General features: G+C 61.8%; 24 protein-coding genes, 1 tRNA gene, 1 other RNA gene and 1 pseudogene. 18 read left to right on the top strand and 9 right to left on the bottom strand.

The annotated features are described in order from the left end of the window. A pseudogene (locus BLQ01_RS20315) lies at positions 1–622 on the bottom strand (pyruvate dehydrogenase (acetyl-transferring), homodimeric type); the annotation flags it as partial. Positions 623–1,003: 381 nt separating this feature from the next. On the opposite strand from BLQ01_RS20315, the gene BLQ01_RS20310 reads away from it, so the two are divergent. The 7 genes from BLQ01_RS20310 (at position 1,004) to BLQ01_RS20280 (ending at position 5,975) form a co-directional block, all read left to right on the top strand. Beyond that, positions 1,004–1,423, top strand: coding sequence for a DUF3052 domain-containing protein (locus BLQ01_RS20310; protein ID WP_026542347.1), 420 nt, complete (start codon positions 1,004–1,006; stop codon positions 1,421–1,423). After that, complete coding sequence (locus tag BLQ01_RS20305) at positions 1,420–1,923, top strand: peroxiredoxin (protein WP_091553993.1); 504 nt, start codon at positions 1,420–1,422, stop codon at positions 1,921–1,923. Before BLQ01_RS20310 ends, BLQ01_RS20305 begins: the two co-directional genes overlap by 4 nt. After that, positions 1,920–2,876 carry an NAD-dependent protein deacetylase gene (locus BLQ01_RS20300; RefSeq protein WP_091553990.1) on the top strand — a complete coding sequence of 319 codons (957 nt, stop codon included), beginning with the start codon at positions 1,920–1,922 and terminating at the stop codon, positions 2,874–2,876. The genes BLQ01_RS20305 and BLQ01_RS20300 overlap by 4 nt, the downstream gene beginning before the upstream one ends. Before the next feature lie 55 nt (positions 2,877–2,931). Then, a tRNA-Val gene (locus BLQ01_RS20295) sits at positions 2,932–3,007 on the top strand. Positions 3,008–3,123: 116 nt separating this feature from the next. Next, positions 3,124–3,414, top strand: a complete 291-nt coding sequence (locus BLQ01_RS20290; RefSeq protein ID WP_035761159.1) for a hypothetical protein — start codon at positions 3,124–3,126, stop codon at positions 3,412–3,414. Between the two features lie 232 nt (positions 3,415–3,646). Next, positions 3,647–4,441 (top strand): IclR family transcriptional regulator, encoded by a 795-nt coding sequence (locus BLQ01_RS20285; RefSeq protein WP_091553987.1) that lies wholly within the window; start codon positions 3,647–3,649, stop codon positions 4,439–4,441. Between the two features lie 175 nt (positions 4,442–4,616). Then, on the top strand, positions 4,617–5,975 hold the full coding sequence (locus BLQ01_RS20280) for an MFS transporter (protein WP_035761160.1): 1,359 nt from the start codon (positions 4,617–4,619) through the stop codon (positions 5,973–5,975). A gap of 109 nt (positions 5,976–6,084) precedes the next feature. On the opposite strand, the gene BLQ01_RS20275 is transcribed toward BLQ01_RS20280, so the two are convergent. Continuing rightward, complete coding sequence (locus BLQ01_RS20275) at positions 6,085–6,588, bottom strand: hypothetical protein (protein WP_091553986.1); 504 nt, start codon at positions 6,586–6,588, stop codon at positions 6,085–6,087. 99 nt (positions 6,589–6,687) lie between these two features. Continuing rightward, positions 6,688–7,755, bottom strand: a complete 1,068-nt coding sequence (locus BLQ01_RS20270; RefSeq protein WP_091553982.1) for a D-2-hydroxyacid dehydrogenase — start codon at positions 7,753–7,755, stop codon at positions 6,688–6,690. A 70-nt stretch (positions 7,756–7,825) separates the two neighbouring features. On the opposite strand from BLQ01_RS20270, the gene BLQ01_RS20265 reads away from it, so the two are divergent. The 3 genes from BLQ01_RS20265 to BLQ01_RS20255 are packed head-to-tail and all read left to right on the top strand — an operon-like array spanning position 7,826 to position 10,586. Further along, a complete protein-coding gene (locus tag BLQ01_RS20265) occupies positions 7,826–8,737 on the top strand; it encodes an NAD(P)-dependent oxidoreductase (protein WP_091553980.1) in 912 nt (303 codons plus the stop codon). A gap of 32 nt (positions 8,738–8,769) precedes the next feature. After that, entirely contained in the window at positions 8,770–9,540 is a 771-nt protein-coding gene (locus BLQ01_RS20260; protein WP_026542356.1) for an SDR family oxidoreductase, read from the top strand. Continuing rightward, positions 9,540–10,586 carry an L-idonate 5-dehydrogenase gene (locus tag BLQ01_RS20255; RefSeq protein ID WP_026542357.1) on the top strand — a complete coding sequence of 349 codons (1,047 nt, stop codon included), beginning with the start codon at positions 9,540–9,542 and terminating at the stop codon, positions 10,584–10,586. The genes BLQ01_RS20260 and BLQ01_RS20255 overlap by 1 nt, the downstream gene beginning before the upstream one ends. A 3-nt stretch (positions 10,587–10,589) precedes the next feature. Here BLQ01_RS20255 and BLQ01_RS20250 read toward each other — a convergent pair whose 3' ends face one another. Continuing rightward, the gene (locus tag BLQ01_RS20250; protein WP_026548227.1) at positions 10,590–11,318 is read right to left on the bottom strand and encodes a FadR/GntR family transcriptional regulator; all 729 of its coding nucleotides are present in this window, start codon (positions 11,316–11,318) and stop codon (positions 10,590–10,592) included. A 254-nt stretch (positions 11,319–11,572) separates the two neighbouring features. On the opposite strand from BLQ01_RS20250, the gene gndA reads away from it, so the two are divergent. Both gndA and BLQ01_RS20240 read left to right on the top strand, forming a co-directional pair. Further along, a complete protein-coding gene (gene gndA, locus BLQ01_RS20245; RefSeq protein WP_014922062.1) occupies positions 11,573–13,009 on the top strand; it encodes an NADP-dependent phosphogluconate dehydrogenase in 1,437 nt (478 codons plus the stop codon). A 122-nt stretch (positions 13,010–13,131) separates the two neighbouring features. Beyond that, positions 13,132–13,974 (top strand): oxidoreductase, encoded by an 843-nt coding sequence (locus tag BLQ01_RS20240; RefSeq protein WP_091553978.1) that lies wholly within the window; start codon positions 13,132–13,134, stop codon positions 13,972–13,974. On the opposite strand, the gene epsC is transcribed toward BLQ01_RS20240, so the two are convergent. The 3 genes from epsC to msrA all read right to left on the bottom strand — a co-directional run bounded on the left by epsC (position 13,971) and on the right by msrA (position 16,123). Further along, the gene (gene epsC, locus BLQ01_RS20235; protein WP_026542360.1) at positions 13,971–14,555 is read right to left on the bottom strand and encodes a serine O-acetyltransferase EpsC; all 585 of its coding nucleotides are present in this window, start codon (positions 14,553–14,555) and stop codon (positions 13,971–13,973) included. The genes BLQ01_RS20240 and epsC overlap by 4 nt on opposite strands. A gap of 41 nt (positions 14,556–14,596) precedes the next feature. Further along, positions 14,597–15,532 (bottom strand): cysteine synthase A, encoded by a 936-nt coding sequence (gene cysK, locus BLQ01_RS20230; RefSeq protein WP_024817121.1) that lies wholly within the window; start codon positions 15,530–15,532, stop codon positions 14,597–14,599. 66 nt (positions 15,533–15,598) lie between these two features. Next, entirely contained in the window at positions 15,599–16,123 is a 525-nt protein-coding gene (msrA, locus tag BLQ01_RS20225) for a peptide-methionine (S)-S-oxide reductase MsrA (protein WP_026542361.1), read from the bottom strand. A gap of 135 nt (positions 16,124–16,258) precedes the next feature. On the opposite strand from msrA, the gene BLQ01_RS20220 reads away from it, so the two are divergent. Then, entirely contained in the window at positions 16,259–17,188 is a 930-nt protein-coding gene (locus BLQ01_RS20220; RefSeq protein WP_091553975.1) for a Nif3-like dinuclear metal center hexameric protein, read from the top strand. A 90-nt stretch (positions 17,189–17,278) separates the two neighbouring features. Further along, the gene (locus tag BLQ01_RS20215; protein ID WP_091553973.1) at positions 17,279–18,016 is read left to right on the top strand and encodes a zinc ribbon domain-containing protein; all 738 of its coding nucleotides are present in this window, start codon (positions 17,279–17,281) and stop codon (positions 18,014–18,016) included. 31 nt (positions 18,017–18,047) lie between these two features. On the opposite strand, the gene yaaA is transcribed toward BLQ01_RS20215, so the two are convergent. After that, positions 18,048–18,809 (bottom strand): YaaA family protein, encoded by a 762-nt coding sequence (yaaA, locus tag BLQ01_RS20210; RefSeq protein ID WP_091553971.1) that lies wholly within the window; start codon positions 18,807–18,809, stop codon positions 18,048–18,050. A gap of 58 nt (positions 18,810–18,867) precedes the next feature. Here yaaA and rnpB point away from each other — a divergent pair. From rnpB to BLQ01_RS20190, 4 genes are all read left to right on the top strand, one after another. Further along, positions 18,868–19,259: RNase P RNA component class A (gene rnpB / locus BLQ01_RS20205), an RNA gene on the top strand. Between the two features lie 263 nt (positions 19,260–19,522). Further along, a complete protein-coding gene (locus BLQ01_RS20200; RefSeq protein WP_091553968.1) occupies positions 19,523–21,010 on the top strand; it encodes a glyceraldehyde-3-phosphate dehydrogenase in 1,488 nt (495 codons plus the stop codon). 74 nt (positions 21,011–21,084) lie between these two features. Then, entirely contained in the window at positions 21,085–21,294 is a 210-nt protein-coding gene (locus BLQ01_RS20195) for a hypothetical protein (RefSeq protein WP_026542367.1), read from the top strand. A 117-nt stretch (positions 21,295–21,411) separates the two neighbouring features. Further along, the gene (locus tag BLQ01_RS20190) at positions 21,412–22,212 is read left to right on the top strand and encodes an HNH endonuclease family protein (protein ID WP_091553965.1); all 801 of its coding nucleotides are present in this window, start codon (positions 21,412–21,414) and stop codon (positions 22,210–22,212) included. Here BLQ01_RS20190 and BLQ01_RS20185 read toward each other — a convergent pair. Further along, positions 22,197–23,036 carry an acyltransferase domain-containing protein gene (locus BLQ01_RS20185; RefSeq protein WP_091553962.1) on the bottom strand — a complete coding sequence of 280 codons (840 nt, stop codon included), beginning with the start codon at positions 23,034–23,036 and terminating at the stop codon, positions 22,197–22,199. The genes BLQ01_RS20190 and BLQ01_RS20185 overlap by 16 nt on opposite strands. Positions 23,037–23,038 lie beyond the last annotated feature (2 nt).

The raw sequence follows: 23,038 nt of genomic DNA, 5'->3' as shown, positions 1-23,038 counted from the left end.
CAGGCATCAACCGCGGGTGCGGGTACGAGGACAGGGCATGGCCGGCCTTGGACTTTTCCTGCCGGAACCCGTCCAAATCCTCTTCCGTGAGACGGCCTTCCATGAACGCGCGGGCGTACATGCCAGGGGAAGCGTGGCCCTGGAAGAACACCTGGTCCCCGCCACTGGGGTGGTCCTTGCCGCGGAAGAAGTGGTTGAACCCCACCTCGTACAGGGTCGCGGCACCGGCATAAGTGGAGATATGCCCGCCCACACCAATATCAGCCCGCTGCGCACGGTGGACCATCACCGCGGCGTTCCACCGCATATACGCCCGGTACCGGCGCTCGAACTCCTCGTTCCCCGGGAACTCTGCTTCCTGGTCCACCGGGATCGTGTTCACATAATCAGTGGTCGTCACCATCGGCACACCCACCGACCTCGCGCCGGCACGCTGCAACAACGAACGCATAATGTACTGGGCACGCTCGGTACCCTGCTCCGCGATCAACGCATCAAGGGACTCAATCCACTCAGCGGTCTCTTCCGGATCACGATCAGGCAGCTGGGCAGTCAACCCGCTGAGGATGTGTGAGGTCTCTTCTCCTGCAGCCACGTCCAACCTTCCTTTAGGCGCATGCATCGGCGCCTCAGGTCTGGCAGGGTATCTGCCCGTCGTGAACGCGTCGTGTGCGACATCTCGGTTTCAACAGCCCGGTCGGATGCGCCGGGCAGGTCTTGTGAGCGCTTGGCTGCCCATTAGAATTCATCGGGGCGATCGCCCTGCAGCCAGAGCGCTCATGGCCACTCTAGCTTTCACTGCCCTGCGATGCGTAGCCGTGGGCCCCGAGGGGCGTTGTATGTCACATTTCGGCGGCCCGCGTGACCGAAAGCACGTGGTTGTCAAAGCCCCGAAACGCCCCCGGTAGTGCGGAATGTGGCCTGCGGCAGGGACAATGGCTTGAAGCACACGCCCAAAGGGTGTTGGCTGTTAGTAATGGAAGTCACTTCAAAAGGAGGAAACGTGAGCGAGGCCGACGCCGCCACATCGGTAAATGTGGCGGAACGAATGGGTTTCAAAGATGGGGATCTGATTCAGGAGCGCGGCTACGACGACGACGTCGACTTCGACTTGCGTGATGACATTGAAGATGTCACGGGCTCTGAGCTGCTGGATGAAGACGACCACGACGTAGTAGATGCCGTTGTCTTTTGGTGGCGGGATGGCGACGGTGATCTGGTTGATGCCCTGATGGATTCGCTCACGACACTGAAGGAAGGCGGAGTTGTCTGGGTACTGACCCCTAAGTCAGGCCGTGACAACTATGTTTCCCCGGCTGACATCCAGGACGCGGCCCCCACGTCCGGACTGCACCTGACTACCTCCGCAGGGGTGTCGAAAGACTGGAGTGCCACCCGACTGGTGCCGAAGAAGAACAAGTGATCGATGCCCGACTGGCCCCGGCTCCAGCGGTGATATCGCAGCCGGGCCAAGCTGCCCCGGACTTCGAGTTGGTCAACCAATTCGGCGAGCCTGTCCGACTGTCCAACTATCGGGGCAGGAATGTAGTCGTGGTGTTTTACCCCTTCGCATTCTCAGGGATCTGCACGGGTGAACTATGTGAGATCCGCGACAACATTGCAGCGTTCGAAGATTCGAACGCCGTGGTTCTTGCGGTCTCAGTAGACAGCAAGTTCACCCTTCGCGCTTATGCCCAACAGGAAAGCTATGGCTTTGACCTGTTGGCCGATTTTTGGCCTCATGGTGCTGTAGCCCGGACGTACGGAGTTTTCGACGACGTCAGTGGCATGGCTTTGAGGGGAACGTTCATCATCGATGCCGAGGGCATCATTCGCTACGTCGTGGTCAATCCACGCGGCCAGGCGAGGGACTTGGCTGAGTACCGCCAAGCACTCGCGGCGCTGGACGGGCCCGGAGCATGACTGACCACCGGCCTGGAGTCGGCATGACAGGTTTTGCCAGCATGGCTCCCGCGCCGGTGTCTCAACTGGATCCCGGGGAACTCACTGCCGTCAGGCAAGCTGCAGGCATTATTGCGGGAAAGCGTCTAGCTGTCCTGACTGGCGCCGGACTGAGCACCGACTCCGGCATCCCGGATTATCGAGGTCCTGGTTCTGCGCCCCGTAATCCCATGACCTTCCAGGAGTTCATCGGCAGTGAAGCCAACCGGAGGCGCTATTGGGCCCGGAACCATCTGGGATGGTCCCATTTGAGGCACGCGGACCCCAACGCAGGACATGCGGCTGTGGCTCTGATGGAGCGCAGGGGTCTGATGACCGGCCTCATTACCCAAAACGTGGACAGGCTTCACGAGGACGCGGGCAGCGTCAACGTGGTGGATTTGCACGGCCGTTTTGATCAGGTGATTTGTTTGGAGAACGGGCACACCTTCAGCAGGGGGCTCATTGCAGCCATCCTGGAGGAGATTAATCCCGGGTTCCTTGAGGCCGCGATGGAGTCCGGGCTCGTGGAAATGGCCCCGGATGCTGATGCCACAGTTGAGGATCCGGAGCTGATCACGTCATTTGTCATGGCTGTCTGCCCCCGGTGCGGGGGGACGCTCAAGCCAGATTTCGTCTATTTTGGCGAAAACGTGCCCAAGGACCGGGTGGAGCGTGCCTATGCCATGGTGGATCAAGCTGAGGCGCTCCTCGTGGCGGGATCATCACTGACGGTCCAGAGCGGGTTGCGCTTTGTGCGCCATGCAGCAAAGGCCGGGAAACCTGTGCTCATCATCAACCGCGGAACCACCCGGGGCGATGACTTCGCCACGATGAAACTCGAGCTTGGAGTCAGCGGGGCCTTGGACTATCTGGCCCGGAACCTGCCTGACCTTCCCAGCGGGAATTCGCCGATTGGCATTTCTCCCAATTGATCATGTAGAGTCATTGTTCGTTGGTTGAAGCGCTAAGGCACTGAAGCCGCAAGATGGGTCTTTAGCTCAGCTGGTAGAGCGCCACGTTTACACCGTGGATGTCATCGGTTCGATCCCGGTAGGACCCACCAAGTAAAACCCCGTCAATCCAGGCCTTGCGGCTGGGATTGGCGGGGTTTTTGTATTCCCGGGCCACAGTGGCCCGTCCATGGACATAATGTCAGGGCCCGCTCTTAGTGTCCTCTCCATGGAGCACGTGTATATCCGCAGCAGCGCGCAAGGAACACCGGTTGTGGTCGTCAGGGGAAGCCGGGAGTGGCAGATCGTCGTGGAGCCCGTGCGTTGGTTTGAGCGCATTCCCTGGTGGGAGCAATCACGGCGGATGCCGAGGGGACAAGGCCGCGTGGATGTGGAGGTCTGGCAAGTCCAGGTCCGTTTGGGAAACAATGTGCGGTCCGGCATCGCTACATGGGAACTGGTGCGGGACGGTGCAGGTGGGGGCTGGAGCCTCCGGGGCGAAGAAGTGGCCGCGGCCTAGCTTTCCGCGGGGAAATGGATGAGCTCTCCACCACGACTATTGGGGGATGCCGCGGTGGAGAGCTCGAAAATGAATATACAGCGAACTTTTGGGTTTGAAAAGCCGGGCATGGCCATCTGCCCGGCCCCGCAGCTGATCGTACGTGAAGAGGCCGATTCTGCCACGGCCCTGCCACTATGATGGGAAGTGTTCAGCTGATTGAACGTAATGAGAGTTCTGACGAAGGAGAATCATGGCAGATTCCCGCACCACCCGTTCTGAAGGGCTGGGCGCTTCGTCGCCGGCGCCGGCCGTGACCCGCGCAGCCGCAGTGCTTGACGCTCTGGCGGGATCTTCATCAGGGCGGCTGACGCTGAGCGACCTTTCCCGTGAACTCGGCATCCCCAAATCATCCACGTCCAATCTCTTGCTGGCATTGGAGGAAGCCCGCCTGATCACCCGCCAGGGCGGAGACTTTGCCTTGGGGCGGAAGCTGGTGGAGCTCGGGGCGGCCTACCTTAGCCGCCTCGATGAAGTTCAGGAGTTCTACAAGTATTGTGAGCAGGCTCCGACGCTTTCCGGTGAGACGGTGCGCATCGCCATGCTCGACGGCGACCACGTGATCTACCTGGCCCGGTACGAGGGGCATCCGGCAGTGAGGCTGACGTCCAATATCGGGGACAAGATGCCTGTGTCCCTGTGCAGTGTAGGAAAAGCCCTCCTGGCACAACTGCATGACCACGATATTGAGTCCTTGTTCCCTGATGGCATGGAACTTCCGGTGATGACCCCAAATTCACTGCGCACCGCTGAAGAGCTCAAATCACAGATAGCCGACATCCGGAAGCAGGGATTCGCGTTCGAAGACGAAGAGTCCACAGTAGGCGTGGTTTGCCTGGCAGTGCCCGTACCAACGCACGGTGCCCACGGCCCAAGCCTGGGGTTGTCGGTAACTGCCCTGAAGGCGACCTATTCCCAGGAGCAAGGGGCATTGATGGTTAAAGAGCTCAAGGAGTTGGCCCGCTCGCTGGGCAATCCCATGGGGTAGCGGCTGGTCAATCAACTCACTCAACTCAAGCACTCAATCAACTCCATCAGATTAAATCTGATTACAACCTTGGCAGTTGGTTCAACAAGCTGTACGCTGTTCATCATAGTGATCTTGGCGGTGATGCCATCACTATCTCGCCGGGCCAACGGGGGCCTGGGGTGATTTTGAGGGAGTGCTTGTGATAACTCGTACTAATGCACAGATTGCAGCTGAGGCTGACGATGCTGTGGTTGCGCCGGAACAGCTGCGCCGGGCTACCTTGGCCAGTTCAGTTGGTTCAGCCTTGGAGTACTACGACTTCTACATTTATGGTCTGGCTTCCGCGCTGATTTTTGGCCCATTGTTCTTTTCGCCTCTCGGCCCGGACGGTGCTTTGATCGCCTCCTTCGCCACATATGGTGTCGGTTTCGCCGCCCGCCCCTTTGGTGGGTTGATCTTTGGCTACATCGGGGACCGGTTCGGCCGGAAGATGGTTCTGATCCTGACCATCGCTTTGATGGGTACAGCAAGCTTCGCCATTGGGTTGCTTCCCACCTTCGAGCAGGCCGGAATGCTCGGCGCTGTGCTGCTGGTGACGTTGCGGATCATCCAGGGACTCGGTGCCGGCGCCGAGCAGGCAGGCGCCACCACGCTGATCTCCGAGGTAGCTCCGCGTCGTCGTCGTGGGTTCTTCGCCTCGTTGCCATTCGTTGGCATCCAGTTGGGAACCCTTCTGGGCGCGGGGACGTTTGCCTTGATCGCCATGGCTGACAAGGAAGTCCTGCAGGGTTGGCTGTGGCGCGTACCGTTCCTGGCAAGCTTCATCCTGATTGCTGTGGCCATCTTCATCCGCCTCAAGCTCAAGGAGACTCCTGCCTTCCAGGAGTTGGAAAAGCACAAGAACGTGGTCAAGAACCCGATCGGTGCGCTGTGGAAGCACTCCAAGAAGAATGTGCTCCTGGGCATTGGGCTCCGTATGGGAGAAAACGGCAACTCGTCCATCTACTCGGCGTTGCTGGTGTCATTCATGAGCATGCCCGCCGGTGTCTTTGCCGGAAACAACTCGATTGGTCCTGTGGGCCTGTTGATCGCCGCAGGCTTTGCTGCAGTCCTGGTGGTGACGTTCGGTGCACTGTCCGATAAGTACGGCCGTGTCCCGGTGTACCGTTACGGCGCACTTTTCCAGGCAATCATTGCTGTTCCTGCCTTCTACTTGGTCACTTTGGGCAACGTCACACTCGTATGGGTTGTCATGGCTGTGGGCATCGCTATCGGTGTCCAGTCAATGCTGGGCCCCCAGTGTGCGCTGCTCCCGGAACTGTTCGGCTCCCAGTACCGCTTTACCGGTGTGGCAATGAGCCGCGAGATCTCAGCCGTGCTGGCTGGTGGCCTCGCACCACTGCTGGGTGCGCTGATGTTGGCAGCGACCAACCACTCATGGCTGGTGTTGGCTATCTACTCACTGGTCCTGGCGCTCATTTCCTTCGTCACCACGTTCTTCACCCCGGAGACGGCGGGCCGCGACCTCGTCAGCACGGAAGACGCCAAGTAGCGTCCCGGCACAACTGCGTCCGGCACAACTGCGTCCGGCACGACAAGCAGCGCGGCACCCTCCACTCGGAGAGTGCCGCGCTGTTGTCGTCGAGGATGCCTTCAACGTCCTATTCCGGTTCGGCCCGCGTCGGCCTGAACACCTTGCCCGAAAGGGGAGCGGTGGCAAACCATCCCGTACCCTCACCGGGCGGGCGGGCGGCAAGGGCCCGGAAGGCTCCCTCCTTCCCTGCCTGTGCCGCAGCTGCAAGGGCGTCGAAGGCAGCAACGGCGGTGGCGTTGGGCGCCTTCGTCCCATGGAATCGGCGTGCCTGCGCGTTTTCCCCGTAGGGCTTGAATTCAACTTCGTAGCCGTCGCCTAGTTCGTCCGCCACCCGCTGGGCCAGGCGCTGACCTTCTACGGGGTACTTGGCAGCTCTTTCCGTTGACTTCCAGTTGAAGTCCCGAGTCAAGGAATCGTAGTAGAACTGTTCCCAGTCCCGGAGTTCATGCACCAGTTCCTCCGATAACCCGGTGAGGGAGTACTCGATGGGAACATCAAGCCAGAGCACCGTATCCCCGTAGTCCGGAAAGAGGCGCACCACAGTGCGTTGCGGGATCTCCGAGGCGTTCATGTGGCGATGCTACGCCGTCCGATACAACAAAGGCACGGCCAAAACTGCTATGGCCGTGCCTTTGCACTGAATTTCTGTAAGCCCGCGGGCGGACCGGGATTAGTAGAAGTGGATGGGGTCCACCAGGTGGGGCAGTTCGCCGCCGGCCAGGAAGGTACGAAGGTTGTTGCAGAACCGTTCCGCGATGAGGCGGTTCTCGGCGGCGCTCAGGGCGGAAGTGTGCGGGGACACCAGGACCTTGGGGTGGCTCCACAGGGGACTGTCCTGGGGGAGTGGTTCGACGGCAAAGACGTCCAGGCAGGCATAGGAAACCTGTCCGTTGTCCAGTGCTTCAAGCAGGGCGTCCTCGTCCACCACCGTTCCGCGACCCACATTGACGAATACTGTTCCGGGCTTCATGGCGTTGAAGATGTCGTTATTGAACAGCTTCTCCGTGTAGGGGGTGCCGGGAAGGGTGTTCACCACAGCATCGGCGTCGGCGAGCAATCCGGGCAGGCCGTCGTTATCGGTGACCTCATCAATGCCCTCGATGGCCCCGACGTTGCGTTTGGTGCCGCTGACCTTCATCCCGAGGGCGCGCGCAATCCGTGCTGTTTCCATCCCGATTTCGCCCAGGCCGGCAATGACCAGTTTGGAGCCATTGGCCAACTTGGTGGGGGTGCGCAGCTCGGGCCAGGATTTGGCTGCCTGGTCCTGTGTCATCTCTGCGCTGCGCTTGAAACCGCTGAGGATGCCGAACGCGGAGAACTCGGCCAACGGAAGTGCATGGACTCCGGCTGAGGTGGTGACGTGGAACTTCTGCAGGGTTTCGGTATCCAGGCCTGAAGCCTTGACCGCTCCACCGGCTCCTGCGGCCATGGCGTGGATCCACGCCAGGTGCGGGTTCTCCACAGCGATGCGCGCCAGGCCGGCGGGGCTTTCGTTGGGGAAGCCGTAAAGAACCTGGGCCCGGTTCAGCATGGCCCAGTAGCGTTGATCCTGCTCGGGCGTCCGCTTGAAAGCGGGGTCGCCGGCATGATCGGCCGGGAAGCGCTCCGGGGGGAGCAGTTCGGGATCGTAGAGAACTGTTACGGAGGGATCTACAGCGCGGATCAGCTCTACGTGCTCTGCTTCGAGCGGCACAGCGATGGCGATGGTAAGTTCATCAGTCGTCATAGTGTTCATCATACTGAATGGCGGCTAGGATATTGAACAGTTTCCTGAAGATGAACCACAAAGAAGTGAGGTGTTACCTGCAGTGACCAGCAAACGTGTGGGCTTCGTGGGCCTGGGACTCATGGGAGCGCCCATGGCCGCCAACATCGCCCAAGCCGGATGGAACATCACCGCCTGGAACCGCTCTCCGGCCGCCTTTGACAACCTCCCCAACGTTGGGCGGGCGGAAAGCGTTGCTGCACTGCGCGATGAAGAGGCGATGATCTTCATGCTTCCCGACCTTCCCTTCATCGAAGAAGCCGCTGCGGACCTGCTTGAATCATGGCGGAACGAACCGCCCAAGCCGGGTACCGCCGTCGTCATCATGAGCAGCGTCTCGCCAACAGGGGTCCAGCAGTTCGGGGAGGCCGTACACCAGGCAAGCCACGGCAACGCGGCAGTGGTGGACGCCCCGGTCAGTGGCGGTACGGCTGGTGCGGAAAGCGGAACCCTGGCCATCATGGTGGGCGGCTCCGAACCCCAATTCCAGGACCTGTTGCCGCTGCTTCGTGCCATGGGAACCACTGTCCGGAGGATGGGCCCCCTCGGGGCGGGTTCGCTTGCCAAAGCCTGCAACCAACTGATTGTCGGAACCACGACGGCGGCACTTGCCGAAGCGGCCGAGCTCGCCGAACGCTCCGGCATGGATGTGCAGGCCCTCTTTGACGTCCTGTCCGGAGGGCTGGCCGGCAGCCGGGTGCTGGACAACGTTGGCCCCCGCCTGGCCGCCAAGGACTATGCGCCCACCGGCCCCGCCAAGTTCATGCATAAGGATCTTGGCTTTGTCCTGGGCAGCGCGGCAGCCGTTGGCTCGGCCGTTCCCTTGGCGAGCGCAGCCCTTGACCTCTACGCCGAACTCAAACGCCAGGGCCTGGGCGACCAGGACCTTTCAGTGGTACGTCAAACCATCGCAAACCTGAGCGGCGAAAACCAAGTTTCGTCCAACATCAACTAAACGGCGCAACGACAAAGGAATGAAGAGCAAACATGACTGGACCTTTTGATCTGACCGGGCGGGTTGCCTTGGTGACAGGCTCAAGCAGGGGAATAGGCAATGCCCTGGCCAGGGGATTGGCCGATGCCGGGGCCACGGTGGTGTTGAACGGCATCAACCCGGAACGGCTGGAAGCTGCCCACGCAGCCATGGCTGCCGACTATCCCGCCGCCCAGGTGCACAGCCGCGCCTTCGACGTTACGGACGCCACCTCCGCCGCTGAGGGCGTTGCCTGGATAGAACAGAACGTCGGCCCGTTGGAGATCCTGGTGAACAACGCAGGAATCCAGCACCGCGTCCCCATGCTGGATTTGGACGTCAAGGACTGGGACCGGGTCATCACCACGGACCTGACCAGCGCTTTCCTGGTAGGCAGGGAAGCTGCCAGGCATATGATTCCCCGGGGACGGGGAAAGATCATCAATATCTGTTCGGTCCAGACGGACCTGGCCCGTCCCACCATCGCCCCCTATGTTGCCGCCAAGGGCGGGCTGCGGAACCTGACCCGCGCCATGACGGCTGAATGGGCTGCCTCCGGCCTGCAGATCAACGGCATAGCACCGGGGTACATCCACACAGAAATGACGCAGAACCTGGTGGACGATCCCGACTTCAACTCCTGGATCCTTGGCCGCACCCCTGCCAACCGCTGGGGAACAGTGGCTGATCTCGCCGGACCAGTGGTGTGGCTCTCATCGCAGGCATCCAACTTTGTCAACGGCCAGACGATCTTCGTCGACGGCGGAATGACGGTGGTGGTCTGATGGGCATCACTCTTCCGGCCTCCGGCCCCGCGGTGGTAGCCCACGGCAAAGGCGATCTCCGCATCGAGGATATTCCGCTCACCGCCCCAGGACCCGCAGAGGCGATCGTTGAGATCGCGTACGGCGGCATCTGCGGCTCGGACCTCCACTACTGGTTGCATGGCGCAGCAGGAGAATCGATCCTCAAAGATCCCATGGTCCTTGGACACGAGATTGTGGGAACAGTGCTTCAGCAGGCAGCGGATGGTTCGGGCCCCGCCGCGGGTACTCCGGTGGCCGTCCACCCCGCGACTCCGGCGCCCGGTGATGCCAGGTATCCGGAGGACCGGCCCAACCTCTCGCCGGGCTGCACGTACCTGGGCAGTGCTGCCCGGCATCCGCATACCGACGGCGCATTCAGCCGCTACGCCAACCTGCCCTCCAGGATGCTCCGCCCGCTGCCGGCAAACCTGGACCTCCGTACTGCCGCGCTGGTGGAGCCCGCCAGCGTCGCCTGGCATGCCGTCTCCCGCGCCGGAGACGTCGCCGGAAAGTCGGCCCTGGTCATCGGCAGCGGCCCCATCGGTGCGCTCGCCGTCGCCGTCCTCAAGCGCGCCGGCGCGGCCAGGATCGTCGCCGTGGACATGCATGACAAACCATTGGAGATTGCCCGTGCTGTTGGCGCCGACGAGGTCCTCAAGGGCGACCAAGCCGAGGCCATTGCGGCGGTGGATGCCGACGTCGTCATCGAATCCTCGGGAAGCCACTTCGGTCTCGCCTCGGCCATCAAGGGTGCCACCCGTGGAGGAAAAGTGGTGATGGTAGGCCTCCTGCCCTCTGGCCCGCAGCCGGTTTTTATCTCCCTTGCCATTACCCGCGAGCTGGAACTCCTTGGCTCGTTCCGTTTCAACGACGAAATTGACCACGTTATTACAGCTTTGGCGGACGGCTCGTTGTTTGTGGACCCTGTTGTGACCCACGAATTTGACCTCGCCCACGGCCTGGAGGCCTTTGAGGTGGCCAGGAACTCCGCGGAGTCCGGAAAGGTCCTGTTGAACTTCGGCTAGCTGTCAGTTCCTGGAGACAGGGACGAACACGCGGGGCTGGTCATCCCAACTGGGTGCCAGCTCCGCAATGGTCTGCCGCATGATCCTGGCTGCGGCGTCGCGCGCTACCGGGCCGTCACCGGCGTCGATGGCGTGGGCGACGTCCATGTGCCATTGGAGTGCCTGCTTCTGGGGATGCTCGGGCATGAGGCCGTGCACCGTACGGCCGGTGAGCGTCTCGGTGACCTGGCCAATGAGGTTGGCGAACATCTCGTTGCCCGAACCCGACAACACCAGGGCGTGGAAACGGATATCGAGGTCCAGGAACGTTGCCATGTCGCCGGCATCGCCGGCTTCCTTCATGGCCAGGGATATCTCCACCAGCTCCTGACGGAGGCTCTCCGGTGCATTGCCTGCGGCCAGTTCGGCGGCTACAGGCTCGACGGCGGAACGCAGCTCCGCGAGCGATCGCAGCTGGGCGCCCCGCCCCTCGCCGGCCAGCCGCCAACGAATGACCAAGGGGTCGAACGGATTCCAGCGGTGGGCAGGAAGGACCCTGATGCCCACCCGCTTGATGGTCTCCACGAGGCCGAGCGATTGCAAAACGCGGACAGCTTCACGGACTACCGAGCGGGAGACCTTGAGTTCGTCTTCCAGGTGCTCCGCCAACATGACATGGCCGGCAGGCAAGGCGCCGCCGACAATCCGGGTTCCCAGGTGCTCGACGGCGCGGTGGTGGAGGCTGGTTGACATAGAGGTAAGCATAATGGCGCGGAGAGCGCGCGCGCGTGCAGGATCCGGCGTCACATGCCCGTCCTTGCCGGAGCCGGATCCGGCGCGCGTCATAGACTGTTTATGACGCGGGGAGCTTCCACAACGTGGGCACCGCTTTCCTGCCCACGGTTTTAATACGTATGGTTTATTACAGCCCCTGGTTTTGAAATCGCTTCCTGCATGCCCCCGGAGGGTGCGCGGAACTGTTTGCACACGAACGAATTGGAGTTTTGATGTCAGCACACATCGGTGTCACCGGCCTTGCGGTGATGGGCGCCAACCTGGCCCGCAACCTCGCCCGCAACGGCTTCACCGTGGCTCTTCACAACCGCTCCGTTGAAAAGACTGACGCCCTGCTCGAAAAGCACGGCACCGACGGCGACTTCATCCGCACCGAAACCCTGCAGGAACTCGTCGACTCGCTCGAAAAGCCCCGCCGCGTCCTCATCATGGTCAAGGCCGGCGCTCCGGTGGACAACGTGATCGAGCAACTCGAACCGCTGCTCGAAGCCGGTGACATCATCATTGATGCCGGTAACTCCCACTACGAAGACACCCGCCGTCGCGAAGCCGCGCTGGCCAAGAAGGACCTGCACTTCGTAGGCGTCGGTGTGTCCGGTGGCGAAGAAGGTGCCTTGAACGGCCCGTCCATCATGCCCGGCGGCTCGCGTGAGTCCTACGACGCCCTCGGTCCGCTGCTGGAAAAGATTTCGGCAAAGGTCGACGGCGAACCCTGCTGCGCATGGATCGGCACCGACGGCGCCGGCCACTTCGTCAAGATGGTCCACAACGGCATCGAATACGCCGACATGCAGGTCATCGGTGAAGCATTCGACCTCCTCCGCTCCGGCGCCGGCATCGAGCCCGCAGAGCAGTCCAAGATCTTCGCTGAATGGAACAAGGGCGATCTGTCCTCCTTCCTGATCGAAATCTCTGCAGAGGTCCTGGGCCACGTTGACGCCAAGACGGGCAAGCCTTTCGTGGACGTCGTGGTCGATGCTGCAGGCCAGAAGGGCACGGGCCGCTGGACGGTCATCTCCGCCCTGGAACTTGGTTCCCCGGTCTCCGGCATCGCCGAGTCCGTCTTCGCCCGCGCACTCTCGTCCCAGACCGAGCAGCGCAAGCTTGGCCAGGAACTGCTCGCCGGCGAAGAAGCCTCCGTGGAAATCCCCGAGACTTTCGTCGAGGACGTCCGCCAGGCACTCTACGCCTCCAAGCTGGTCTCCTACGCCCAGGGCCTGGACATGCTGACCTCCGCTGCCAAGGAGTACGGCTGGGACCTCAAGCTGGATGAAATCGCTTCGCTCTGGCGTGCCGGCTGCATCATCCGTGCAGAGCTGCTCAAGGACATCACCAAGGCCTACGCAGCCGAGGAGAAGCCCGCAAACCTGCTGTTCGCACCGGCCTTCACCAAGGCCATCGCCGAGGCACTCCCGGCGTGGCGCCGCGTGGTGGCCACGGCAGTTCAGCTGGGCATCCCCGTACCGGTGTTCTCCTCCTCGCTGGCCTACTATGACGGGCTGCGCCGCAAGCGCGTCGCCGCTGCCCTGATCCAGGGCCAGCGCGACCTCTTTGGTGCCCACACCTACGGCCGCGTGGACACCGAGGGCACGTTCCACACGCTCTGGGGCGAAGACAAGTCCGAAATCTCGGCAGTCGACACCCACTAGCATCGCGTTCACCGTCAAAGGCCGGCCCACCCCAGTTACGCTGGGGTGGGCCGGCCTTTGCCGTATCTGAACAGCCCAGCCGAACCTGAACAGCCCAGCCGAACCTGAACAGAAGGATAACCGTGACGGCATCACGCGTTGCGCTCGTCACTGGCGCATCCACAGGAATCGGTTTCGTCACCGCGATCGCCCTCCGGGCCGCAGGATTCACGGTCTACGCCGGCGCTCGACGGGTCGATAAAATGGAGCCGCTGGCCAGCCGCGGCATCACGGTGTTGTCCTTGGATGTCCAATCGGAAGAATCTATGGCGTCGGCAGTGGCATTCATCGAAGCGGCCCATGGGCACCTTGACGTGCTGGTCAACAATGCCGGTTACGGCTCCTATGGCTCACTTGAAGAAGTCCCATTGGCCGAGGGGAGGCGTCAGTTCGAGGTCAACGTCATGGGCCTGGCAAGAATGACCCAACTCGTGCTCCCTGCAATGCGCAAGGCACGTGCGGGCCGGATCATCAACGTGACGTCAATCGGCGGAAAAATATATGAACCGCTGGGGGCCTGGTATCACGCAACCAAGTTCGCCGTGGAGGGTATGAGTGATTCACTGCGCCTGGAACTGAAGCCGTTCGGCATCGACGTCGTGATCATCGAACCATCCGGGACCAAGAGTGAATGGGGCACCATTGCGGGGGAGGGGCTGCTGGCCACGTCCGGCGACGGGCCCTACCAACAGCAAGCCCATGTTGTTGCCGCTGCGCTGGCGTCGACCGCAGGTGAAGGCCACATCTTGTCCACACCGGTACGGGTTGTTGCAAATGTGATCGTCCGGGCCGCAACGGCAAAACGCCCCAGGACCCGCTACCCGGTGGGCAGGGGAGCCTGGAGCGTCCTGGCGCTGCGAAGGATCCTTCCGGATCGGGCCTTCGATGCCGTCTTCTGGAATTTCTACAGAAGGCTCGCTGGCTAGATCCGGTACTCGATGTAATACTCTGCCGGGTCCACGGCCGGCTTCGTTTCTGACCGGGCATCGCGGTGCCGCCATGTGGCCGGAATGCCGGTGATGATGGACTCCGGAGGCGCGTCCTTGACTACCACGGCATTGGCGCCGATCGCGCTGCCGGCTCCGATGGTAATAGGGCCAAGCACCTTCGCCCCGGCGCCGATGGTGACACGGTCCCCGATGGTGGGATGCCGCTTGACCTTGGCCAGTGATCGTCCGCCCAGCGTTACACCGTGGTAGATCATCACGTCTTCGCCGATTTCGGCGGTTTCCCCGATCACCACACCCATGCCGTGGTCGATGAAGAACCTGCGGCCAATGGTGGCACCAGGATGGATTTCGATACCCGTCATGAACCTGGCCAGCTGGGAGATCAAGCGCGCCGGAAAACGAAGCGCCGGGTTCTGCCACAGCCGGTGCGTTACCCGGTGGGCCCAGATGGCGTGCAGGCCGGAGTATGCGAAAAAGTTCTCAAAAGATCCTCGAGCCGCCGGGTCGTGTGACCGGGCGGCGTCGAGGTCTTCCTTAAGCCTTGCGAAGAAGCTCACAAAGACCTTTCTACAGGAAATGAAGGAATGCAGGCGTCGTGTCAGCCGCGGATGTCGTCGAAGAGCACAGTGGAGATGTAACGCTCTCCAAAGTCGCAGACGACGGCAACAATCAACTTGCCGGCGTTCTCAGGACGCTTGGCAAGCTCGAGGGCACCCCACACGATGGCACCGGAGGAAATGCCACCGAGGATGCCTTCACGGGCTCCGAGTTCACGGGCAACGCGGACGGAGTCTTCCAACGTGGCATCCAGGACTTCGTCGTAAACATTGGTGTCCAGGATTTCGGGAACAAAGTTGGCGCCAATGCCCTGGATCTTGTGGGGTCCCGGAGCGCCACCGTTGAGGATGGCGGAGTCCTTGGGCTCGATGGCCACAATCTGTACGCCCGGCTTGCGTTCCTTAAGGACCTGGCCGACGCCGGTGATGGTTCCGCCGGTGCCTACGCCCGCAACGAAGATGTCCACTTCACCGTCGGTGTCTTCCCAGACTTCCTCGGCGGTGGTGGCGCGGTGGATGGCCGGGTTGGCTTCATTGGCGAACTGCTGCGCCCAAATGGAGTTCTCGGTGTTGGCAACGATTTCCTGGGCCTTTTCGACGGCGCCGCGCATGCCTTCGGATCCGGGCGTCAGGACGATCTCGGCACCGTAAGCGCGCAACATGACGCGGCGCTCTGTGGACATGGTCTCCGGCATGGTCAGGATGACCTTGTAGCCACGTGCTGCGCCCACCAGTGCCAAGGCGATGCCGGTGTTGCCGGAGGTACCTTCGACGATGGTTCCGCCGGGCTTCAAGGCGCCGGACTTTTCGGCAGCGTCAATGATGGCCACACCGATGCGGTCCTTGACGCTGTTGGCCGGGTTGTAGAACTCGAGCTTGACCGCAACCGTGGCGTCGAGGCCTTCGGTGAGCCGGTTCAAACGGACCAGCGGAGTGCGGCCTACCAGCTGCGTGACGTCGTCGTAGATCCTTGCCATGAAAATTACGCCTATCTCTGAAGAGGGAATGCTGAGGTCAGCCTAACCAGCCGGATCGAAACACCGCTAAGCAGTAAGCCATGCAGAGTAATATTTCCGGGCCTTTGCCAGCTTCGGGTTAATAATCACCTGGCAATATCCCTGGTACGGGAATTTGGCGTAGTAATTCTGGTGGACTTCCTCGGCCTCATGGAATTCGGGGAGCCGGCTGACCTCGGTCACAATCGGATCGGACCACAGGGCCTGGGCCCGCTCGATGGCCTCCTCGAACAACACCTTTTCTTCCGTGGTGGTGTAGAACATCGAGGACCTGTACTGGGTTCCAACGTCATAACCCTGCCGGTTCAAGGTGGTGGGGTCATGCAGGGCAAAGAACATGTCCAGGATGACCTCTTGCGGAACTATGGTCTCGTCGAACGTTACTGCCACCACTTCGGCATGCCCCGTAGTTCCGGAACAGACCTGGTAGTAGTCGGGGTTGCGGACATGGCCGCCTGTGTAGCCCGAGACAACCGAGCTGACACCGCGGGTTTTCTGGTAAACGGCGTCCAGGCACCAGAAGCAGCCACCGCCAAGTACGAAAGTTTTCATGTTCTCTTCAATGGATGGGAGGGCTTGATGATTCCCGCTTCACCTTACGGGAGAATTACGGCACCTGGCAGGTACTTCGGGCGAGCGGACCACCTCATCCGCCGTCGGAGGTCCGAAGTAGGGAAGAATAAGAGCATGGAAGCAGTAAACACCGGCATTTCTGATGCGGATTCGGTCGACGATGACCAAACAGTTGAAGAGGACCAGACAGGTGCCGCCAGCGGTGATCCCACGCTAGGCCAGGTCTTACTGGCGGTTGAGGAACTCTGGCCTGAGTCATTGGCGGAGGACTGGGACGAAGTGGGCTTGGTGGTAGGGCGCCCCAACGTTCCCGTTACCAAGGTTCTTTTTTCGGTGGACCCCACGTTGGATGTTATTGATGAAGCCATTGAGTGGGGCGCCGGGTTGTTGATTACCCACCATCCGCTGCTCCTTAAAGGGGTGAATTCGGTAGCCGCCACCTCGGCAAAGGGCCTGGCGGTCCACCGGTTGATCGAGGCCGGGACCGGACTCCTGACCGTCCATACCAACGGGGATTCCGCCGTCGGAGGAGTTTCGGACGTCCTTGCCGACGCTTTTGGGCTTGAGAACGTGTCCCCGCTGACACCCGCTGCCAACGGGTTGCCTGAAGAAGGCATAGGCCGGGTGGGCGACCTGCCGGAACTCGCCACCCTCGGCGACTTTGCGGGAAGGGTCTTCGAAATGCTTCCGGCAGTGGCCGGTGGTGTCCGCGTTGCCGGGGACAAGGACGGACTGGTCCGGCGGGTCGCAGTGTGCGGTGGGGCCGGAGACAGCCTGTTCGACGCGGTGCGTGCCAGCAACGCCGACGTGTATGTCACCGCGGACATGCGCCACCATCCGGCCTCGGAAGCCCGTGAGGGAGCAAGCAACGGGCGCCCCTACCTGATTGACGTTTCGCATTTTGCCAGCGAATGGCTTTGGCTGCCCGCCGCAGCCGAAGCGCTGGGAAACGTCCTCGCTGACCAAGGCTACGACGTCGAAATCCGCGTCAGCAGCACCAACAGCGATCCTTGGGACTTCATACTCACTCCCGGCGGGGACTAGAGTCTAGAAGGATACGGGCAGCCCCAACAGAACGGGGTTGATCCGGCCGGAACTGATCCCCAGGCCCGGCAGCGACAAGCGGAGGTAAGCGTGGCGAAAGCAGCACCGGCAGAACAACTGAAATTGCTTGAACTGCAGGGGCTGGATGCCAAGCTTAAATCGCTGGCCGGTCGTCGGCGGGTCTTTGAAACCGATCCCCGGATCAAGGACCTCACGGATGCGCTGACCGTTGCCAATGGTGAACTCGGCGCGGCAAAGGTGGCTGTCCATGACGCCGAGGCTGAGCTTCGGCGTGCGGAGGCGGACGTGGAGCAGGTTGCCACCCGGATCGAACGCGACGAAACGCGGCTTAACAGTGGCACGGGACTGTCCAAGGACCTGGTGGCACTTCAAAATGACATCGCCTCGCTGAACAAGCGCCGCTCGGACCTTGAGGACGTTGAACTTGAGATCCTGGAGCGGCTGGACACGCTGCGTGAGCGTCAGGCCGCCCAGCAGGCGATTGTCGATGACATCCAGGGCTCCTTCGGCAGCATCCGCGCTGAGCTGGATGAAGCCATTGCCGAGATTGCAGCTGAAGAAACCGTGGTTCGGGGCCAGCGCGCAGCGTTCGCCGACACCCTCGATGCCGGACTGCTGGCAGTGTACGAGAAGACCATTGCCAAGCGTGGCGTCGGTGCTGCGCGCCTGTTCCACGGCAAGTCCGAGGGCTCGGGCATGATGCTCAGCCCCGGCGACCTTGCCGAGGTCAAGGCCGCAGCCGAGGACGAGATCGTTTTTTGCCCGGACTCAGGGGTCATCCTGGTCCGTTCGGCCGAGTGGAACTGACCGGGCCTCACCTTTCCCGGCCCATGCCCGGCTAGGTCAGGATGATGTTCAGCGCGTGGGGCTTGCGGGCCGTGCCCTCAACCAGTTCCGCAGTCCAGACTTCGCCGGCAGCTTTCAGGAGCTGACCTGGAGTTGACGGGGCTTTGCCGCGCCTGGTCAGCAGGTGACGTGCCAACTCACCGCGGGTGTGCTTGGCAAAGTGGCTGACCACGGTGCGCTTGCCGTTTGCCTCATTGAAGACAATGACATTGACGGTCTGCGCCGCCGGGGGAGCCCAGGCCGCAGCGTAGGTGCTGGAACGGCAATCGACCAGGAGTTCCCCTTCGCTGCGCGTGGCGAGTGCAGCGTTCAGTTGCGGCTTCCAAAATGAGGCGAGGCGTCCGACGTCGGGCAGAGCCGTTCCCATGGACAGCCGATAGGCGGGCACGTGGTCGCCAAAGCCGATGGCGCCCCACAGGGCTGAGACCACCAGGATGGATTCGGTGGCCTTGCGCCGCTGCGTGGGAGTCATGCTGTTATAGCCCAAGGCGTCGTAAAGAACACCCGAATAGACCTGGTGCGCCGGCGCTGCCGGTTCCGCGTTGAGCCGGGTATTACGTTCGACGTCGTCACGCAGCGAGGCGCCGACGCCCAGCAAAGCGAGTGCGTCCTCGTGCGCGCTGACTGTACCCAGGGCCTCAAGGACTTTTGCCCGGTAAGGATTCAGCTCCGGAAAACTGAGGGACTCCCACTCGATGGCGGGACCTTTGGCAGCGGGGGTCTTGCCTTCGGAAGGCGGAAGCAGAATCAGCACCAGCCGATATTACCGCCGGACTTCGGCCGGTCCCAACGCCGGTAGACTGGACGGCGGATGGGTCGACCAGGCGGTCGCGCGTCACGAAAGTGGCTCGAGGAACGTCCGGGCTCCGCAGGGCAGGGTGGTGGGTAACGCCCACTCGGGGTAACCCGCAGGCCAGTGCCACAGAGAACAGACCGCCTGCGCTGCGCGATGTTTTCATCGTGCGGCAGCAGGTAAGGGTGAAACGGTGGTGTAAGAGACCACCAGCTCCCTGGGTGACCGGGGAGGCTAGGTAAACCCCACCCGGAGCAAGGCCAGACAGGACACGTTTGAGGGCTGCCCGCCCGAGTGTCCGGGTAGGCTGCTGGAGGGCGTCGGCAACGGCGTTCGTAGATGGATGGCCGCCACTCCTTTTCCGGTAACGGAAAGGGATGACAGAACCCGGCGTATCGGTCGACCCATCCATTTATGACCGCCACAATAGCGGCGTGTGAGTGATTTCACGCCTCCGGGCGGCCTACGCTCCCGCCTTCAGCCCTAGAATGGTTACTGAACGTAGATGTTCTGCCGCCGGGACTGCGTTCGCAGCCGGCGGATTTTCTTTGCTCTCGTTCAAGGCGCTGTGGGTGGACCGAAGCCCGCCGGCGCATGTGCCGCAGGACTACTCCGGGCGGCCGCTGCCATCTGCATACGAGGACGTATGTGGTTGACCCAAGGAAGGTAGTTCTGTGAGCCAGACGTCAGATTCTTGTCTTGATAAGTGGATGGGCCGGGAGGCCCTCGCCGAGGCCATGATTCCGGTGATCGGCCGGTTGTACCGGGAAAACAACGTGGTCACCAGCATTCACGGCCGCAGCCTGATCAACAAGTCCACCATGAACATCCTTAAGGCGCACCGTTTCGCCCGCCGGATGAGCAACCACGAGCTCCTGCTCGAAGAGACCGCCCCCCTGCTGAACGCCCTCTCGGAGCTGGAACTCGGCGCGGCAGCCATTGATATTGCACGATTGACCGAGAAGTTCCGGGCCGAAGGCAATGGCGCCTCCCTGGATGAGTACCTGCGTGCAGAGCTTGCTGAGATCGTGGGCAAGCGCGGCGCTGACGACCGCACCAGCACCGACGTCGTCCTCTACGGCTTTGGCCGTATCGGCCGCCTGCTGGCCCGCATCCTTATTGAAAAGGCCGGTGGCGGACACGGCCTGCGGCTCCGCGCCATCGTTGTTCGCAAGGGTGCCGAGAATGACCTCGTCAAGCGCGCCAGCCTGCTGCGCCGCGACTCCGTCCACGGATCCTTCGAGGGCACCATCCGCGTTGACGAGGAAGCCAACACCATTACCGCCAACGGCGTGCAGGTCCAGGTCATCTACTCGGACAACCCCGCCACGGTTGACTACACGGCCTACGGCATCAAGGACGCCCTGGTGGTGGACAACACGGGCCGCTGGCGTGACGCTGAGGGCCTGTCCCAGCACCTGCAAAGCAAGGGTGCTGCCCGCGTCCTGCTCACCGCACCGGGCAAAGGCGAGCTGAAGAACATCGTCCATGGCATCAACCACCGGGACATTTCGGACGACGACAAGATCGTCACCGCTGCTTCCTGCACCACCAACGCCATCACCCCGGTGCTGAAGGCCATCAACGATAAGTTCGGCATCATCCACGGACACGTCGAAACCGTGCACTCGTTCACCAATGACCAGAACCTGATCGACAACTTCCACAAGGGCGATCGTCGTGGACGTTCCGCTGCGCTGAACATGGTCATCACCGAAACCGGTGCTGCCAAGGCCGTCGCCAAGGCTCTCCCGGAACTTCAGGGCAAGCTGACCGGCAATGCCATCCGCGTTCCCACGCCGGATGTCTCCATGGCCATCCTGAACCTGAACCTTGAAAAGGGCACCACGCGCGATGAGGTCAACGACTTCCTCCGCGAGATGTCCCTGCACTCGGATCTGCGTAAGCAGATCGACTACATCGATTCTCCCGATGTTGTCTCCACGGACTTCGTCGGATCACGCCGCGCCGGCATTGTCGACGGACTCGCCACGATCTCCAACGACAAGAACCTCGTTCTCTACGTTTGGTACGACAACGAGTTCGGGTACTCCTGCCAGGTAGTCCGCGTCATGGAGGAGATGGCAGGCGTCAACCCGCCGTCGTTCCCGGCACGCGACGTTGTGGCTCCGATCGCGGTTCTCGAAGCGGCCGGCGCCTAGGCACTCCGGAAGTATTCACGGGTTTCCCGGCTGTGTCACTGGCATCGGCCGGGAAACCTGACCAAAATGGGTTCATGGAAAACGAATCGACTTTGGAGCACGAAACCACACTGGAACATGCGCTTGATGTGGCCCGCGCCAATCACAAACAAGCCCAAAAACTCCTGGATCAGGCTGTCGCGGCCAATGCCTCCGGTGACGTCCCGGACCAACGGGTTGAGCAACTGCGCGGACTCCTCGCTGTAGCAACAGAGGATTTACAGCGCGTGATGCGCGAGCAATAAACCCGGAATTCAGCCCTCACGGTGTGACTTCTCCTACACACTGTGGATACCGGCTCTTTCTGTCGGGGCCTTGTCCTACGCTCGTAGGACCTGCCTGCCCCCACTGGATGGAGTCCCTTGAGTATCACCTGGTCCGCCTACAAGCGCGCCCGCCGCAGATCCCGGCAAGCATGGACAATCCTTGCGCTGTCTGCCGTCACCGTCGTGGGCGGACTCTCCTGGTTCTTCAGCACGGGCCAATTTGACGCCGCAAGTCCGTCGCTGGCGGGACCCAGTGAAGCTCCCGTCTACAACCCCCTCTGGATGAAGCCCGTGCAAGGAGCCGCACCGGTGGCTGCAGGGGACGCCGATGAGGCCTTGGATCGACTTCCGGTCAAGGGCCGGGCTCCCCAGTCCAACTACGATCGGGCAGCTTTCGGACAGGCCTGGGCCGATGCCGACAGGAATGGATGCGATACCAGGAACGACATCCTGCGGCGTGATCTCTCTGCGGTCGAGTTCACCGAGGGGTCTTCCTGCAAGGTGGCCGCCGGCACGTTCCACGAACCCTACACCGGCGCACAGGTTACCTTCCGACGAGGACAGGACACCAGTTCGTCCGTCCAAATAGACCATGTGGTTGCGCTGGCTGACGCCTGGCAAAAAGGTGCACAGCAGCTGACCCTGCAGCAACGCCGGATATTGGCCAATGATCCCTTGAACCTGATTGCGGCGGACGGGCCGGCGAACGTCAAGAAGGGCGCAGGCGATGCCGCGACCTGGCTGCCGGCGAACAAGAACTTCCGCTGCCACTATGTAGCCCGGCAAATTTCCGTGAAGACCGCTTATAAGCTCTGGGTGACCCAGGCTGAGAAGGACGCCATGAAAGGCGTTCTCTCCTCCTGCCCGGGTCAACAGACGATCTACAGCTCGAGGTGACCGTGCCCCAACTGCCAGGTGCCGCCGTCGTCGATTCTTTCAAGGACCACCCGCTGAAGTGAGGTGTCCCTGGGGAGCTTGTCCAAGTCCTGGAGTCCGCGCTGCCGGAAGGTGAAATAGACGGCGTCGGTGGGGGCATCAGAGCACCGGTCCACCGTGAAGCGCCGCGCGAAGGAGGCAATGTTGCTGCCCGGGAGTCGCTCGGCAAGGTAAGGATCCAGCATCCAGGAATCACACGTTGCTGCTGATGCAGGTTTATCAGGGAAGTACCTGGGGAAGAATAATTTTGCCTCGGCAAGGCTTGCATCCACCAGTGCGGGGGAGAGTCCGCCGTCCTCGGGAATGTGCACGCCGAGCACCCAGCCTTGATCCGCCGTAGGCGCGCCCGAGTGGTTTGGTTCCTCCGAACTGCGGACCAAATGGAACTGCAGTCGTCCAAGCCTGAACAGATTCCCGGCCATGTGCAGAGTCAGCCAGGCCCACGTGTCGAGGCCGAAATGGCCGTGGACGCGGCGGTTAATCCGCAGTTGCAGTCCTATGTCGGCCAATGACGCTGCCGATACCTCCGGACTGATACCCAGGCCCAGATGATAAGCGTGGACAGTGGGGGAGAAGCGGAGCAGGGCTTCGATCCAAACTGTCTCACTGGCGTTATCGGCCTTGATGCTGTCCAGCGGGAAGGTGCCAAGCCGTTCTTCCATGGCGGCCACGGCGAACAGCACCGCTTCACTGGGCTGGGTTGCCAACAGGGCAGTGCATTCTTCGGCGTCTTCGCCGGTAATGTCCAGGAGTTCGAACAGCTCAGCGTGCGTTGTTGAAGCCATGG

This window comes from Arthrobacter sp. UNCCL28, from assembly GCF_900102805.1.
GTDB classification, from domain to species: domain Bacteria; phylum Actinomycetota; class Actinomycetes; order Actinomycetales; family Micrococcaceae; genus Arthrobacter; species Arthrobacter nicotinovorans_A.
This window is presented reverse-complemented; position numbering and strand designations above follow the sequence as displayed.